Consider the following 15,407-nt stretch of genomic DNA (forward strand, 5'->3'; position numbering starts at 1 on the left):
TGGGAGGATACTGTGCAGGATTTATTTTTTGAAACCGTTGCCTTTCAACGGATCGCTTTAGTTGCAAAACTTATGGCAACCGCTGACTGTTCTGAAGATGAAAAGGATGTGGCGCTGGCCTGGCTTGGAGAGATGACGCAGGAACTGGGAAGGAAGCTGGATCAGTATGAAAAAAAACACCCCCAAAATGGGGGCGATTCAGGCGGCAGGGGCGGCTTTCAGTAAATCCAGAGCCATTTGCTTCTGGTCGGGTGACAAATTTTTGAGCAATGTTTGCACCAAAGAATCACCCGTTTTAGCGCTGGGGCTGAGAGTGTGGGAAAACGTCAAATTCATAACAAAAGTGTGCCCACACTCCACATCAGCACAGGCGCAGTAAATGTCTGCAATCTGGCGGTGCTTCCGGTTAGTCTTGCGAATCACAGCCTTTGAGCCACATTCAGGGCATTCAATTTTCAGGACTCTCATATTCCGCTCTCCAGCTGTTAAATAATGCCTGGATTTTAGCCTTTTTTGTCTCATGCTGCACCCTTCTCCGTTGTTTCCGTTGCGAAATTCAGATGCAGGTGGCGCGGGATTTCCGGATCGCTGTTGATGGCCATCGCCAGGCGGCGCTGAATGGGCAAGACTTCATTCTTTTTGTAGGTGCGTTCAACCTTTTCCGGGTCGCCCAGTCCGGCAGTGTTCTGCGGAACGATACCCGCCAGCCCGGCCGGGAAGCGGTGCGCGTTCAGAATGTCCTGGGCGCTGATGTTCTTCACACTCGCAAACTCATCTTTGGCCGAAATATCCCCCATCTCAATAAACTTGATCGCGTCCCCGTCGCCGCCAGGGATGTTCACCAGGATGGTGGAGAAGTTGCCGATCCCCTTGCTGTCCCGCAGCTGCTGTTCAATCTCCTCCTCCATCTCGTCCGTCATGCTGGGGTCACGGGTATACAGAATGCCGCCCGTGTGTGCGCCGTTGTGGTAGTAGCGACGGCGAAAAATAACCGCCTCACTGTTCAGCAGGGCAGAATGAACGCCGCCGATGTAGTCCGGCAGACCATAGATGTGCTGCTGCGGGTCGTACATCTTGATGAAAATAATATCGTCAGGCGGGAACGCCAGCGGCTCGCCTTCCTGTAAAACCACGTAATCCCCTGGCACAGTCTCCGCGTTTTCTCTCTCCTTTCGTCGGCGGAGATAAAGTCCCGGCAGCGGCTGAAGCCCGATCACGTCTCCCCAGCCATTACGGACTTTGGCCACGGCGATATCACCAAAGGTCAGGTAGTCAAAAACAGCTGCCTCCAGCTCGTCGAACGTCAGGCCGCCACCCTGATAGTCCGCCGTCACCATGTTTTTACGGGCGTGGATAATCCCGCCGTGCTGGCCGTTCAGGTTGATAAGCTGCGCCAGTGCCAGGCGGTCAATCGGCTGGGTATAGTGATCAGCGGCGTTGTCGTACCAGATTTCCCGGTAATCGGTTCCGGTTGTCAGTACCGGTTCTGGTTTACCGAAGCTGATAATGCTCATTTTTTTTGATTTGTCGCCGCGCTGCTCGCGTTTCACAAAGCGTTTCTTTTTGCTCATGCTGCCTGTTTCCTTACACCCCAGCGGGATTTTGGTTTGTTTTCGTAGTTAAGTGGTTCGTTATGCAGGGCGTGGGTGATTGCCCAGAATGCCTCAGCGTGGCCAGTGTCCTGGCTGCGGTCTGCAACAAAGGTCATTGCGTTACCGCTTTGCGTGGTTGTGCGCCGCACTGACATAAAGCTGGCGGGGATTTCCTTCAGGTTTTTGTCCCACTCGATACGCTGGCTTTCCACCACGTCTGCGGCCTTCAGTACCAGCTGGTTTTTGGTGTTCATGTCGTAGCGGATCGGGACAACAACTTTCATGGCAAAGTGCTGGATATTGTCAAACACCCCCTGGCCGATCCCGGTCACGTCCACGCCCAGATAAGTGAAGTTGTACTGGTCAAACAGCTTTTCGATCTGCTTTGCCTGGTAGCGGAAGTTCATGCCCTTCCAGTAAATAACCTTCAGCACGCGGAATTTTTCCACGGCAAACATTGGCGGGGCGACAATCACAAAACACGACAAATCACCGCTGCGTGCCGGGTCAAATCCTCCCCAAACTGGCCTGTCCCCAAACGGCCGTTTTGCGTCCGGGTCGTGATCCTGCCAGGTGTCCACCTCCACGCCGCACGCTTCCAGGTCGGAAAAGCTGAACACGGAATCTTTGCTGTCCACGAACACGCACATATAAAGCATATCGAACGTGGCGGTGTTGTAGCGGTTGCGCAGCTTCTCTATGTTTGCCAGGTTGAAGCCACCCGCAATGGCATCTTCCATGGTGATGACATAACGCCACTGGCCATCCGGACAGAGCCGGCCGCCGTCCCGCATTTCATCGAACAGCGGAAATTTGATGGCCGCACGTTTCTTGCTGCCCTGTTTCCACTCTTCACCCGTCCAGAACGGGTACGCCTGGTGCGTTTTGGCCGATGGCGTGGAAAAGTAGGTGGTTCGCCATTTGTCATGGGTGGCCATCGCGCTGGCCACTTCATTGAGTTTTGCGAAGTTGGGCACCCAAAAATATTCATCGCAGTAAAGATGGCCGCTGTATGACTGTGCGGTGTTTTTGTTGGTAGACAGAAAACGCAGCTCTGCGCCGTTGCTTAAGCGGATCGGGTTCCCGGTCAGTGTGATACCGAAATACTGTTCAGCAATGTTCACGATGTAAGACCGGAACACTTCAGCCTGTGCTTTGGACGCGGACAGGAAGATTTGCGGATCGCCCGTCATTACCGCGTTTTCGAATGCTTCAAACGCAAAATACCAGGTTGCACCGATCTGGCGGCTCTTCAGGATGTTCCTGACAAGCTGCCCAATGTTGCGGCGCAGGTGTTTCTGATATTCAAAAAGATGCTCTTCAGCCCAGGTGTCAAAATCCTCCTGGGTAAGTGACGAGATATCGTTTTTCTTGTACTTGCGTTTACCGCGGGGTTCATCCTCGTTATCCCCTCGCGCAGCTGCTTGCCGTTCTCCCTGGCTGCTGGCCAGCTTTTCTTTATGTTTATTGCTCTGGGCACGCAGCTTGGTGGCGTGAGCAATAAGCAAATCCATTTCTTTTAAATCCAGATCCGTTTTATTGTCGCGTCCGGCTAACAGCTGGTAACGGCGTTCAATTGCCTCCTCTGTACTTTCGAAACTGAGCAGGTCAGCCCATTTATATTTTTCCGCCCAGTAGTAAACGATCCGCGCATTCGGCAGATTTAATTCTGATGCAATTTCTTTTGGCGTATAACGGCGCAGGTATAGAGCGCGGACAACGCCTTTTAATTCTTCTGAGTATTTAGCCATAGATTTAATTATGCCGTGGTACTGATGAAAAAACGGCGCGGTTAATTCGGGGTTGTTCGGTAAAGGCTTATAACCGAACTGTTCAGAATAAAGTGTAATGCGGGGATGTATTTAATTAGCAATAATCAAATCCACAGCAAGGGAAACAGTTAATCGACAGAGGGGGAAATATGTGTCGCATTTAAAAACTGGCTGGCTGTGTGTTGCTACTGAAGGCGATACGGTTGATGGACGAGTGCTGGAACGGCAATGGATTATTGACATGGGGGAAACCTATGACCCTGACCATTACGCCGCCTTACTCTGGCCTGAACATGAGCGCTACGCCGGAAATTTCGGTGAGGTGCTGGAGGCGATGTGGCAGGACGGTGATGACGGGCTGGCGCGGCTGTATGTCAGTCTGTGCCCGAATAAGCGCCTGATTTACGCGAATGATGAAGGCCAGTTGCTGTATTTCTCCGTAGAGCCGGAGCTGAACTGGCGCGGAGGGGAGCGCACTTATCTGAAGGGGCTGGCTGTTACTGACAACCCGGCAAGTGTAGGAACTACACGGCTGCGCTTTAGTCGGCGCAAATTAAACAAACAGGGATATTACAGTTGTGTGATTTCCCGTAACGGTAAAATTACGCAGGAAGGGAAGATGAAAAACTGGCAGCAATTATTTGGTATTAAGCCGAAGTTCGAAGATGAAAATCCGCAAAACGATCCGCCAGCAGATGATAAATTGCAGGCGCTCGCGAGTGCTCTGAACGATCTGGAGGCGCGTGTGGGTGCAATTGAAACCCAGCTTAATTCCGTGCAGGACGATGTTGATACTATTACCGAAGTCGTAGACACGGAAGAGTTCGCCGCTATTCGTGACAATGCAAAAGAGATTGTTACCCGTTTTAATGATTTGGGTAATAAAGGCGGTCAGCGTAAACAGCGCCAGGTGCCTTCCAAATCCGGAAAATTTAATTTCCTTTAATTAACCGCAACGCGAATAAGCAAAACATTTTTATTATCGCTTAATTGCGAGGGAGTCTTATGTTACTGAATAACCGTGCGCGGGAATTAATGGAGAATTATACGGCAGGGGTAGCGCAGCATTTTGGCACTAAAGACCCAGGCCGTTATTTCTCCCTGAATGACCCGCAGGAAAACGCATTGCGTCTGGCCATGCTGGAGTCTGTCGAGTTTCTGGATTGGATCACCACGCTGGATGTAGACCAGCTGAGTGGTCAGGTCATTAATGTTGGTGCATCTGCCCTTCACACCGGACGCAGCGAAAAAGGCCGTTTCGTTCGCCAGGTAGGGGTTAACGGCAATACTTACTCACTGGTTGAAACCGACAGCTGCGCGGCACTGCGCTGGGATTTGCTTTCCGTCTGGGCGAACGCCGGGAAAGAAGAAAATGAGTTTTACAACCTGGTGCAGACCTTCAGCACCCAGGCGTTTGCCCTGGACATGCTGCGTATCGGCTTTAACGGTACACACCGTGCCGCTACTACAGACCCGCTTGCCAACCCGAACGGCGAAGATGTGAACATTGGCTGGCATGAAATCATGAAAACGATGCTGGACGGTAAGCAAATCATGACCGATCCGGTAGTGCTCGATCAGGCGGGTGATTACAAATCGCTGGATGCGATGGCCTCCGATCTGATTAACGCCAAAATTCCGGCACAGTTCCGCAATGACCCGCGCCTGGTGGTGCTGGTAGGCGCTGACCTGGTGGCCGCAGAACAATACCGCCTGTTCCAGGCTGCCGACCGTCCATCAGAGAAAATCGCGGCGCAGATGTTAGGCAACACGATTGCTGGCCGAAAGGCGATTATTCCGCCATTCATGCCGGGCAAACGCATGGTGGTTACGCCGCTATCTAACCTGCACATCTACACCCAGCGCAACACGCGCCAGCGTAAATCCCGCTTTGAAGATGATCGCAAACAGTATGAGAACAGCTATCTGCGTAATGAAGGCTACGCGGTTGAAGTGCCGGAGCTGTACGCGGCTATTGATGAAGATGCCGTGACAATCGGCAAACCGTCAGAGCCAGTGGAGGGTTAAACAATGTCTCTTTCACCCGCGCAGCGTCATAACCAGCGCATTGCGATGGAACAAAAGCTGAAGCAAAGCCTGGCCGTTGGTACCACGGAAAGCATGCACCTGTTGATTAAGGCGCTGGAAACAGACGTGGAACAGGTGCGGAACCTGCCTCTGATTGCTGATCGTATTGAGCATAAGCGCAATGTGCTGCTGCCGAAATGGGTTCCGACTGTAGAGGCGTATCTGGCCAGCGGCCAGGTATATGCCAATCCGGTTCTGGCCTGGTGCGTGATCTGGCTGTTTGACGTGGGCGATCTGGATAAGGCGCTGGAATGGGCGGATATCGCTATTGCCCAGCAACAGGCCACGCCGGAACGACTGCGCAGTAATTTCCCTACGTTCGTGGCCGATACGATGCTGGCCTGGGCGCAGGAGTCTGCGGGGCGCGGGGAAAGCATTGAGCCGTATTTCTCACGCACGTTTGAGAACGTGGCCACTAAATGGCGTCTGCATGAGCAGGTGACAGCGAAATGGTACAAGTTCGCCGGGTTGCAGCTTCTGCGCGGTGAGGATGGCCAGAAAACAGCGGCGGGGGTGGATGATGTGGAAACACTTCAGAAAGCCGATCAGCTGCTGGCCACCGCTGAACAGTATTACCTGAAAATCGGCGTCAGAACGCAGCGGCAAACCATTGCCGCACGCATCCGAAAACTGACGCAGGGTTAAAGACTACCGCAAGCCAGGCGGGCGCGGTGGAGGGCAGAAACACGTTGTGAAGCTGCGCCGTGGAAACCGGACAGCCCGCCTATTTTTTCGGGGGAGCCATGTTTAGTGGAAAGCCGCTTGATTATCAGGACGAGCCGCTAAAAAACGAAGGATTCTGGCCAGACCTGAACCTGAAGGACTTTCAGGCACAGCGAGCTATCCCGGCTGATGTTGACGCGGACACCGTTGCCCAGGCGCTGCTTGCGGCCGTGGCGGAGGTGAATGCGGAGCTGGAAAAAGTAGAGGCCAGCTGGAAGGCAAGGGGGATTCTGAGCGCAGAGGACGCGCCGGGGGCACGGATGGGGGAATTAAATGCCCTTTGTGCGCAGTACATAAAGGCGGTTTTCGCCAGAGCAAAAGCGGACTTGTTGGGGGAATTCGCCACGGTTGGGCGGCGCGATACTCACCCCGGCCAGGAAAGCACGGAAACCCGCGCCGGGTTGCTGACTGAAGCCTCGGTGGTGATCCGACGCATTAAGGGACTGAAACGGGCAACGGTGAAAAAGGTATGAATCAGACACAGCTTGAAAACCTGACGGCATTCTTTACCGACAACGTGCCAGCCCGTGCGATGCAGTCGTTTGACAGCGTGGTGGATGAAATGGAGTTCGTACCGGCTGCAAAGGATATGGGGCTGGGGCAATACCGCCAGGCGGTAATTCGTTATGACGCGGTACTGAGCTGGGAGCGTTTCCCGTATCGCCTGTGTCCGCCGCAGCTGCTTATGTCGCTGATGGCTGCCTGGCTCGATGAGGCAGACCGGGAGTTACTGGACGAAATCGGGGTAACTGAGGCCGATCCGCAGTGGGATGTGTCGGTGGCCGATGAAGAAACTGCCGATATCGTCCTGACGGTTCCCATGGCGGAAGAGCTGGTGATCCGGGAGGACGAAAAGGGATTGATCCCATGGCAGGGCAAGCGCTGGTCACTGGTTGACCCGGAAGTCTGGACGGCGCTGACCGCAACGATTTACGGCGTGGATGAATCCGGTGCGCCTGTGGGCGATGCGTCGTGATTGCCGGAGGGGAGCTTAACAAACGCCAGCTGGCGGAGCTGAAAAAGGCGCTGGCCAGCATGGAATTGCCGCCCAAAAAACGGCAGCGGTTGCTGTGGCGAATGGCGAAATACGGCGTGATTGTCGCTGCCAAACGCAACGTGCGGAACCAGGAAGCGCCGGACGGGGGAGCCTGGGCAGGACGCAAGACGAAGCGCAAAGGCAAGATGCTGCGCAATATGCCGAAATGGCTGCATATCCGGGAAATGCCTGAGATTCAGGCTGTGCGGATTTACCTGCAGGGAGGCGGCTACCGGAACGGTGAAAAGCCTGTACCTGCTGGCACAGTGGGGTATTCACAGCAGAACGGTATGCGCGTTCGTGTGAGCCGCGCAAGCCAGCCAGGGAGGACACAGGCCGGGAAGATGGCCACCGCTGCGCAGGGAAAGAAACTGCGTGCGCTGGGCTACCGGGTGCGCCGGGGTAAGCGCTGGAAAAAGCCCACAATCCGGGAAATAACCAGCGAAATGCCATATGCACAGGCGGGTTTACTTATCCGCAAACTGAGCGGCAAGGCCGTGAAAACGAGCTGGACTATCGATCTCCCTTCCCGCGTGTTTCTGGGAATGGGTGATGAAGACTTTAACAAGGCGCTGGCACGCCAGCTTCAGGCCATTGGCTTTGGCTGGGATGTAAATGCGCAGGATATCAGGGGGAGAACATGACTTGGCCAAATGTGACCGTTAACCAGGTAAACCAGCTTCTGGGTGAAACCAATGAGGTGGAACGCACGGTGCTGTTTATCGGTACGGGAACCAAAAACACAGGCAAGACGCTGGCAGTAAACACCCAGAGTGATTTTGATGCGCTTCTGGGTGAGTCTGACAGCCAGTTAAAACGGGACGTGCTGGCGGCCGTGTCGAATGCTGGCCAGAACTGGTGGGGGTTCGTCCATGTGCTGGCCGCTGACAGCGAGCCGGATGCGTGGGTTAAAGCGGTGCTGGCCGCGCAGGTCTCGTGCTCTGTTGAAGGCGTGGTGCTGTGCAATGACATTTCCACAAAGGCGGAAGTTAACCAGGCCATTACGCTGCGTGCGGATCTGATCGCCAAATACGGCCGCTGGGTGTGGTTCATTCTGGCCACGCAGGGAATGCAGGATGAAGAGGGACAGGCGGATTACCTTGCGCGTATGTCCATCCTTCAGGACGGCATTGCGGAAAAAGCGGTGCAGCTGGTTCCCCGCCTCTGGGGGAATGAGCCGGGTGTGCTGGCGGGCCGTCTGTGTAGCCGTGCCGTTACCGTGGCGGACAGCCCGGCTCGCGTAAAAACGGGGGCACTGGTCAGCCTGGGCAGCGATGAACTGCCGCTGGATGGCACAGGGGCGGTGCTGGAACTGGCCACGCTTCAGGCGCTGGAGGCGCAGCGCTTCAGCGTGCCGATGTGGTATCCGGACTATGACGGGTTCTACTGGTCAGACGGCCGCACGCTGGACGTGGAAGGGGGAGATTATCAGTCCATCGAGACGCTGCGCGTGGCCGATAAAGCGGCACGCCGGGTACGTCTGCTGGCCATCGGCAAAATTGCAGACCGTTCGCTTAACAGCACGCCGGGCAGTATTGCCGCACACCAGACGCTGTTTGCGAAGCCGCTGCGCGAAATGTCCACGGCTGCAAACATCAACGGGGTTTCATTCCCCGGCGAGGTGAAGCCGCCGCAGGATGGTGATGTCACCATTGTCTGGAAAAACAAAAAGGCGGTGGAGATTTACATTGTGGTGCGCACCTGGGAAGTGCCGCTGCAAATCACCATTAGTCTGTTACTGGATGCCAGCCTGGAGGCCGCCGCATGACCAAGCGTATTTCGGGGATGTCGTTTGATGCTTATGTTGACGGCGATCTGATCCACATTGAAAAAATATCTCTCGATATCACGGATAACAGCGCCGCCGCGCAAACCCGTGGTGTGCCGGATGGCCACGTTGATGGTGATGTTGCCGCAGAGGGAGAAATTGAAGTCAGTTCCAAAGTGCTGGGTGTACTGACAGCAAAAGCCCGATCTGCGGGTTCATGGCGCGGTATTGAGCCCGTGGATTTCCTCTTCTATGCCAAAGCCGGTAATGAGGAAGTCAAGGTGGAGACGTTCGGCTGCAAGCTTCAGCTGAGTAACCTGCTGGATATCGATCCGAAGGGCGGCAGCGTGGCCACGCACAAAATCAAATATTTCGTGACCAGTCCGAAGTTCGTAAACATTAACGGCGTTCCGTATCTGGAAGCGGAAGCCACGGAAAACCTGATCGGTTAAGGGGCAGGGATGCAGGAGTATGAAAAGGGGTTTATCGCACTGGCTCTGATGGGGGCGCTGATTGCCCTCGGAAAAATGCTGAACAGCGATGAGCCGATCACGTTGCGCCTGGTTCTGGGGCGCGTCATTGTCGGCAGCGCCTTATCGCTTGCCGCAGGGGTTGCACTGTACTTTGTGCCGGACATTCACCCTCTGGCGCTTGCCGGGATTGGTTCTGCGCTGGGTATTCTGGGGCTGAATGGTGTTGAAGCCTGGCTGCGCAAAAAAGGGATCAACTTTTTGGGTAAAGGAGTGGGGAAATGACGTTAAGCGAGAAACAGCAGCTGTTTACCGTGATGGTGGCCAGTCTGATCCACTGGGCTGAAGAGCATGGCTATCGCCTGACTTTTGGCGAGGCGTACCGCACGCCGGAACAGGCGGCGCTGAACGCTAAAAAAGGCAGCGGTATCACCAACAGTCTGCACACACAGCGTCTGGCCGTGGATTTTAACCTGTTCGTGAATGGCCAGTACAAAACGGACACGGCTGATTATCTGCCGCTGGGTGAATACTGGGAATCGCTGGGCGGAACGTGGGGCGGCCGCTTTAAATCCCGTCCGGACGGTAATCACTTCAGCCTGGAACATAACGGGGTGCGCTGATGACAAACGGCCAGTGGCTGGTAGTGGTTGCGCTGGCATTTGTCTGGGGCTGGCTGACCGCTGACTGGCGGCGTGACAGTCTGGAACTGGCAATCAACTCCGCTGCGCAGGTTGCGGGTAACAAGTCCCGCAAGGCAATGATGGAGATTGCCAGCGAGTCCGCCAGGGGACTGGAAGAGAAGCTGGAGGCGCTGGAAAGTGGCAGACCGAAGGAAATCAGGACGGAAATCCTTAAGCCGGTATTCACTAATGTTTGCGTGTCTGATGAATTTATCCGGATGTATAACGCAACCGTCGAAAATACCGAACGTACCCTATCAGGAAAACCTGAAGCGAAAATGCCCAACGGAAAATCTTCCGCGCATTAAAGGTAATACCGGGGCGGATATTGCTGCCCCTGCTATTGAATATCAGGATTTATATTCTGTGTGTGCAGCACGTCATAACGCGCTGATTGATGAAATGAATAAACGAGAGAGTGTATTAAATGGAACAGAAAATTGAATTATCCGTGTGTGGTAAAACCATTGTATTTGCACCAAACCAGACCGCCTATAACAAATTCATTAATGAAATGGCGATGGATAACAAAGTCGCCCCGGCGCATAGCTATCTTATGCGTATTGTTGAACCAGAAAGTAAAGACGCGCTGACGGAAATATTGAAACGTCCCGGTGCTGCGTTGCAGTTGACGGGCAAAGTAAATGAAATTTACGCACCAGAGCTGGAAATTGAAGTAAAAAACTGACAAGGCGAGTCCGGGCTATTGAGCAAAACGGACTCGATCAGTATTTAATTTTACGCCGTCATTATTTACCCCACGGGGAAGATTCCATTGATGATATTGCCGCCGCTGTCTGGCTGGATAATCGTTACTGGGAAAACATGCGTATTGCTACGGCAAACGGAATAGGCACTGCTTTTAAAGGCGCTGAATGAAACAGTTAGATTTTACATTAAGCCTGATCGATAAATTGTCCCGCCCGTTAAAACAGGTGCAGAACAATGTGACCGGCTTTGCGGATAAATCAAAAGCAGCGTTTATGCAGATTGGCGGCGGCGTGCTGGCGCTGGCCGGAACGGGAATGGCCATCAAAGGCGCATTGTCTCCGGCCATTGAAATGTATGACGCGCTGAATGATGCGGCCGCAAAAGGCATCGACAATTCAGCGCTTAAAACTGTTCAGCGTGATGCTCTGGCGTTCAGCACCACATACGGAGCCAGCGCGGTGGAGTTTGTACAGTCCACTGAATTAATCAATGCGGCCATCGCCGGGCTGACCGGGAATGAACTGCCGAAAGTGACCAAAGTCGCCAACGTCCTGGCGTTTGCCATGAAATCAACCGCGGCGGAAACGTCGGAGTTCATGGGGCAGATGTTCGGTAACTTTGCGTCTGATGCCGCACGCCTGGGCAAAGTGCAGTTTGCTGAACAGCTGGCCGGAAAGATGGTTTACATGCGCAAGACGTTCGGCGCGGAAATGGCCACTATCAAAGACCTGATGGAAGGCGCGCGCGGCGTGGGGACAAACTATGGTGTCGGGCTGGATGAACAGCTGGCCGTGCTGGGGCAACTGAGCCGCACGCTGGGAACGGAAGCGAGCAGCGCTTACGAAGGCTTTATGACGAGCGCGATTGATGGCGCTAAAAAGCTGGGGCTGTCCTTCACCGACGCTACCGGAAAAATGCTGTCCATGCCTGAAATGCTGACGAAGCTACAGGGCAAATATGGCAAGAGCCTGGAAGGGAACCTGAAGGCACAGGCGGAGCTGGATGAAGCCTTTGGGGATAGTTCGGCGGTGGTTAAGCAGCTGTATGGCAACGTGGCGCTGCTTCAGCGCAATATCACTGAGCTGGGCGGCGCTGACGGGCTGAAACGTACCCAGGAAATGGCGGCCAAAATGGTTAAGCCGTGGGATCGCTTTATTGCCATCCTGACGGCCATTAAAACCGTTATTGGGCTGACGCTGATCCCGGTGCTTTATCCCTTGCTGAATCGCCTGGCGGATATGGGGCAGACCTTTGCCCGCTGGATGCAGCTGTTTCCCAATATTGCGCGGGTGGTGGGTTATGCCGCACTGGCACTGCTGAGTTTTGCCGCCGTGGGAGCCATCGCCAATATTGTGATGGGTGTTAATACGTTTGTGATGATGGGCGTAACGAAGGTGCTGGCACCTATGGCCAGACTGCTGGGACTTAATCGCCTGGCAATGCTCGCGAGTAATGCCGTGACACAGCTGTTTACTGCCGGATTGCGTCGTTTACGTGCCACCCTCCTGGCGGCAAGTATCGCCGCCCGTGCGGGTTCCGCCTCGTTCTTGCTGATGATCGGCCCGATAGCGGCCGTTGCCCTGGCTATTGCTGGCGTGGTGCTGGCGGTTATCAAATTCTGGCAGCCGATTAAGGCGTTCGTCAGCGGTTTTATCAGTGGTTTCAGCCAGGCCAGTGGCGCACTGACTCCGTTTAAGGGGCTTTTCAGCGGCATCGCCACGGCGGTGGGCTGGGTCTGGAACGGCGTGAAAACGCTGTTTGGCTGGTTTGGCAACCTGCTTTCCCCGGTACAAATGACCGGGGAAAAACTGGCTGGCGTGACCAGCGCGGGGGAAACCTTTGGTCGTGTCGTGGCGGGTGCGGTTGGCCTGGTTCTGACTCCGTTTCAGCTGGTTTATCGTTCCATTCAGACGGTCATTGAGATGTTCGGGATTATTATTGAGGGTTGGGGTGATGTGGTTAACGCCTTTGATATTAATTCTCCTGTCGCATCCTTTGAAAAAATGGCCAGTGTGATCGGTGGTGTGTTCGGGAAACTGTGGGACGCGCTGAAAGGTTCATTTACCGGAACGTACAACTGGATTATTGAAAAGCTGAATAAAATTCCGGGCGTAGATATTGCCCTGGCTGCTGATTCAGGTTCGGGAGCTAATAAGGGAATACCCTTTAATCCTAAACAAATTGAACAGACTGCGATCGCTTCACCTGAAATAAAACAGGTTGAGTATGGCGGGAATATTACGCAGCACTTAACGCAAAACACGTTATTACCGGAGCCGCCGCCAGCAATCGCCCCCAATGTACTTTTAACAGGCGGGGAGCTGAAAGGCATTGAGCGCGGCGGTATCAGTAAAACCATAAACAGTAATTCTAAGTCTGTTACGGACAACAGCCGCAAAATTGACACGGTGAATATTTATCCGAAAGAAACACTTTCACCGGGACAGTTGCAGGAGTGGCAGGAGCTAAACCCATGAGTGATTTGCTTTACATCGATCTGCTGATTGAAAACGGTAATTTTGTTCTGAATACCGGGAAAGAGCCTGAGCTGTGTAATAACCGCAAAAGCATCGGGCAGGACATTATTCACAGCATTCTGGAAAGCGGTCTGGCCACGCAGCTGGTTGGCGAACGCAGCCCGACTTTACGCGCGGATATCTTCACGCAGCTGGAGCTGCTCATTGAAGAGGATGAACGCATTGTGCCGGGTACGGTGGATGTGAGCGAGGAAAGCCAGAAGCGGTTATGGATAACGGCGAGCACGTATGACTTTGGCGGGATATCGGCGCAGGTGGAGCTATGACGGAAAAGCCGCAGGTTGATTTTGAAGGGGTGGTGAAGTCCAGCGGGATGCCCGTTACGGAAGAGGCAGTACGCACCCGTTTCAACGCCATCGCCGCAGAGGAAGGACTGATTACCAACACGTCGCGCATGTCTCCGTTCTGGCGGCTCATTACTGCCATTGTGACCGCGCCAGTGATGTGGCTGAAGGATGCGCTGGTTTCGGTGGTCATGGCCAATATGTTTGTGGCCACTGCGGGTGGGCAGATGTTGCGTCTGCTGGCCTGGGCGGTGAACGTCACGGCTAAACCTGCCAGCGCTGCGGAAGGTGTGATCCGCTTTTACAAGGAAGATTTAAAACAGGCCGTCACCGTGACGGCGGGAACGGTAGTCCAGACCGAAAGGATTAACGGCCAGGTTTATGCCCTGGCCACCGTGGCCGATGTGGTGATCCCGTCCGGCACGGCAAGCGCTTTACTTGCCGTCAAGGCAACCGGAACGGGCGGGGCGTACAACCTTGCGCCGGGCTATTACCGCATTTTGCCCGCGGCCGTGGACGGTATCAGCCATGTGGCCAGTGAAGAGGACTGGCTGACCGTGCCAGGTGCGGACGAAGAAAGCGATGACGAGCTGCGCGAGCGCTGCCGGAACCAGTTCAACCTGGTGGGCAACTATCACACGGACGCGGTTTACCGTTCGATGATTGCGAGCGTGGCCGGACTGAGCATTGAGCGGATTTTCTTTCTCCATGACGCGCCACGTGGTCCGGGTACAGCAAACGCGTATCTGTTGCTGGACAGCGGGGTCACGTCAGAGCCGTTTATTGAAGCCGTTAATGACTATATCAACACGCAAGGCCACCACGGGCACGGGGACGATATGCAGTGTTTTGCCATGCCGGAAACCCGCCACGATCTGAGTGTGACGGTATATGTCAGAAACCTGAGCAACCTGGAGGCGGAACAACAGGACGCGCTGAAAAAAGGGATTGAAAACCTGATCCGCTGCGCCTTCAGGGAAAACACGGATTATGACGTGAAAAAGACGTGGCCATATTCCCGCTTTTCGTTTTCGCAGCTGGGGAGAGAGGTGCACAAAACCTTCCCGGAGTCGGATTCCATTGAGTTTTCGCTGAAGGATATCACCAGCGAACTGAGCGTACCGCGCCTTAACTCCTTAACGGTGAGCCTGAAAGATGACTGATTTTCTGAAGAAACTGGCCAGTCTGGCGCTGCCGTCCTGGATGAATAAAGGTGAGCCACTGGCTTTATTGCGCACGGCGCGGACTTTTTGGGCTGAGGTCTACGGCTGGATCACGTGGCCATTAAGGCAGTTTGATCCGCTGACCTGCATTGAACCGGTACTCAATTTGATCGCGTATGACCGTGACATAAGCCGCTTCAGTGGCGAACCGCTGAGCCTGTACCGCAAGCGCGTGGCTTATGCCTTCATCAACGCGCGTGATGCGGGTTCGGTTGAGGGGTTCATCAACATCTTTTCACGGCTGGGGATTGGATACGTGGAGCTGGTAGAACGCCAGCCGGGTATTGACTGGGACGTGATCATGGTGCGCGTCACGGACAGCCAGATTGCGGACAACACGCAGCTGATGATTCAGATAATCCGGCAGTACGGGCGAACCTGCCGCCGTTATCAGTTTGAAGTGATCACGTCTGAAAGCCTGACTATCCGGGCGGGATGGGATCAGGGGGAATATGTGGTTTATCCGGCACGTCTGAACAGCACGGAAGCCAGCGGCGCAACGTTTAGCGCGAGTTTATAG

Annotated in this window: 21 protein-coding genes; 18 read left to right on the top strand and 3 right to left on the bottom strand. The window is 54.4% G+C overall.

Annotated elements, in window-relative coordinates; all coding sequences use genetic code 11:
* The first annotated feature begins 12 nt into the window (after positions 1-12).
* Entirely contained in the window at positions 13-225 is a 213-nt protein-coding gene (locus QRN24_RS20410) for a hypothetical protein (protein ID WP_047362327.1), read from the top strand.
* Here the strand turns inward: QRN24_RS20410 and QRN24_RS20415 are convergent.
* The 3 genes from QRN24_RS20415 to QRN24_RS20425 are packed head-to-tail and all read right to left on the bottom strand — an operon-like array spanning position 199 to position 3,343.
* A complete protein-coding gene (locus tag QRN24_RS20415; protein ID WP_078774158.1) occupies positions 199-522 on the bottom strand; it encodes an Ogr/Delta-like zinc finger protein in 324 nt (107 codons plus the stop codon). The two genes, QRN24_RS20410 and QRN24_RS20415, sit on opposite strands and share 27 nt — an antisense overlap.
* Entirely contained in the window at positions 519-1,571 is a 1,053-nt protein-coding gene (locus tag QRN24_RS20420; RefSeq protein WP_271040621.1) for a phage portal protein, read from the bottom strand. The genes QRN24_RS20415 and QRN24_RS20420 overlap by 4 nt, the downstream gene beginning before the upstream one ends.
* Entirely contained in the window at positions 1,568-3,343 is a 1,776-nt protein-coding gene (locus QRN24_RS20425) for a terminase large subunit domain-containing protein (protein ID WP_284943011.1), read from the bottom strand. Before QRN24_RS20425 ends, QRN24_RS20420 begins: the two co-directional genes overlap by 4 nt.
* Before the next feature lie 172 nt (positions 3,344-3,515).
* Between QRN24_RS20425 and QRN24_RS20430 the strand changes: the two genes are divergently transcribed.
* The 17 genes from QRN24_RS20430 to QRN24_RS20510 all read left to right on the top strand — a co-directional run bounded on the left by QRN24_RS20430 (position 3,516) and on the right by QRN24_RS20510 (position 15,407).
* Entirely contained in the window at positions 3,516-4,310 is a 795-nt protein-coding gene (locus tag QRN24_RS20430) for a GPO family capsid scaffolding protein (RefSeq protein ID WP_284943012.1), read from the top strand.
* A gap of 59 nt (positions 4,311-4,369) precedes the next feature.
* Positions 4,370-5,392, top strand: a complete 1,023-nt coding sequence (locus QRN24_RS20435; protein ID WP_284943013.1) for a phage major capsid protein, P2 family — start codon at positions 4,370-4,372, stop codon at positions 5,390-5,392.
* Positions 5,393-5,395: 3 nt separating this feature from the next.
* Positions 5,396-6,097: a phage terminase small subunit gene (gene gpM, locus QRN24_RS20440; protein ID WP_284943014.1), complete on the top strand. Its 702-nt coding sequence runs from the start codon at positions 5,396-5,398 to the stop codon at positions 6,095-6,097.
* A gap of 98 nt (positions 6,098-6,195) precedes the next feature.
* Entirely contained in the window at positions 6,196-6,648 is a 453-nt protein-coding gene (locus tag QRN24_RS20445) for a head completion/stabilization protein (protein WP_108648578.1), read from the top strand.
* Positions 6,645-7,151: a phage tail protein gene (locus tag QRN24_RS20450; protein ID WP_284943015.1), complete on the top strand. Its 507-nt coding sequence runs from the start codon at positions 6,645-6,647 to the stop codon at positions 7,149-7,151. Before QRN24_RS20445 ends, QRN24_RS20450 begins: the two co-directional genes overlap by 4 nt.
* Positions 7,148-7,855 carry a hypothetical protein gene (locus tag QRN24_RS20455; RefSeq protein ID WP_284943016.1) on the top strand — a complete coding sequence of 236 codons (708 nt, stop codon included), beginning with the start codon at positions 7,148-7,150 and terminating at the stop codon, positions 7,853-7,855. The genes QRN24_RS20450 and QRN24_RS20455 overlap by 4 nt, the downstream gene beginning before the upstream one ends.
* Entirely contained in the window at positions 7,852-8,979 is a 1,128-nt protein-coding gene (locus QRN24_RS20460; protein WP_275061963.1) for a DUF2586 domain-containing protein, read from the top strand. The genes QRN24_RS20455 and QRN24_RS20460 overlap by 4 nt, the downstream gene beginning before the upstream one ends.
* The gene (locus tag QRN24_RS20465; RefSeq protein WP_044865384.1) at positions 8,976-9,431 is read left to right on the top strand and encodes a phage protein; all 456 of its coding nucleotides are present in this window, start codon (positions 8,976-8,978) and stop codon (positions 9,429-9,431) included. Before QRN24_RS20460 ends, QRN24_RS20465 begins: the two co-directional genes overlap by 4 nt.
* Before the next feature lie 9 nt (positions 9,432-9,440).
* Complete coding sequence (locus tag QRN24_RS20470; protein WP_039268767.1) at positions 9,441-9,734, top strand: phage holin family protein; 294 nt, start codon at positions 9,441-9,443, stop codon at positions 9,732-9,734.
* The gene (locus tag QRN24_RS20475) at positions 9,731-10,072 is read left to right on the top strand and encodes a M15 family metallopeptidase (RefSeq protein WP_039268768.1); all 342 of its coding nucleotides are present in this window, start codon (positions 9,731-9,733) and stop codon (positions 10,070-10,072) included. The genes QRN24_RS20470 and QRN24_RS20475 overlap by 4 nt, the downstream gene beginning before the upstream one ends.
* A complete protein-coding gene (locus QRN24_RS20480; RefSeq protein WP_044857981.1) occupies positions 10,072-10,440 on the top strand; it encodes a hypothetical protein in 369 nt (122 codons plus the stop codon). Before QRN24_RS20475 ends, QRN24_RS20480 begins: the two co-directional genes overlap by 1 nt.
* A gap of 119 nt (positions 10,441-10,559) precedes the next feature.
* Positions 10,560-10,820 (top strand): putative phage tail assembly chaperone, encoded by a 261-nt coding sequence (locus QRN24_RS20490; protein WP_271040633.1) that lies wholly within the window; start codon positions 10,560-10,562, stop codon positions 10,818-10,820.
* A gap of 47 nt (positions 10,821-10,867) precedes the next feature.
* On the top strand, positions 10,868-11,011 hold the full coding sequence (locus QRN24_RS22855; protein WP_409014059.1) for a DUF6890 family protein: 144 nt from the start codon (positions 10,868-10,870) through the stop codon (positions 11,009-11,011).
* Positions 11,008-13,320, top strand: coding sequence for a phage tail tape measure protein (locus QRN24_RS20495; protein ID WP_284943017.1), 2,313 nt, complete (start codon positions 11,008-11,010; stop codon positions 13,318-13,320). Before QRN24_RS22855 ends, QRN24_RS20495 begins: the two co-directional genes overlap by 4 nt.
* Entirely contained in the window at positions 13,317-13,646 is a 330-nt protein-coding gene (locus tag QRN24_RS20500) for a DUF2590 family protein (protein WP_044857978.1), read from the top strand. The genes QRN24_RS20495 and QRN24_RS20500 overlap by 4 nt, the downstream gene beginning before the upstream one ends.
* Positions 13,643-14,827, top strand: coding sequence for a baseplate J/gp47 family protein (locus QRN24_RS20505; RefSeq protein WP_284943018.1), 1,185 nt, complete (start codon positions 13,643-13,645; stop codon positions 14,825-14,827). Before QRN24_RS20500 ends, QRN24_RS20505 begins: the two co-directional genes overlap by 4 nt.
* Positions 14,820-15,407 (top strand): hypothetical protein, encoded by a 588-nt coding sequence (locus QRN24_RS20510; RefSeq protein ID WP_275061960.1) that lies wholly within the window; start codon positions 14,820-14,822, stop codon positions 15,405-15,407. Before QRN24_RS20505 ends, QRN24_RS20510 begins: the two co-directional genes overlap by 8 nt.

This window comes from Enterobacter sp. MEB024 (assembly GCF_030209635.1).
Classification (GTDB): Bacteria; Pseudomonadota; Gammaproteobacteria; order Enterobacterales; family Enterobacteriaceae; genus Enterobacter; species Enterobacter ludwigii.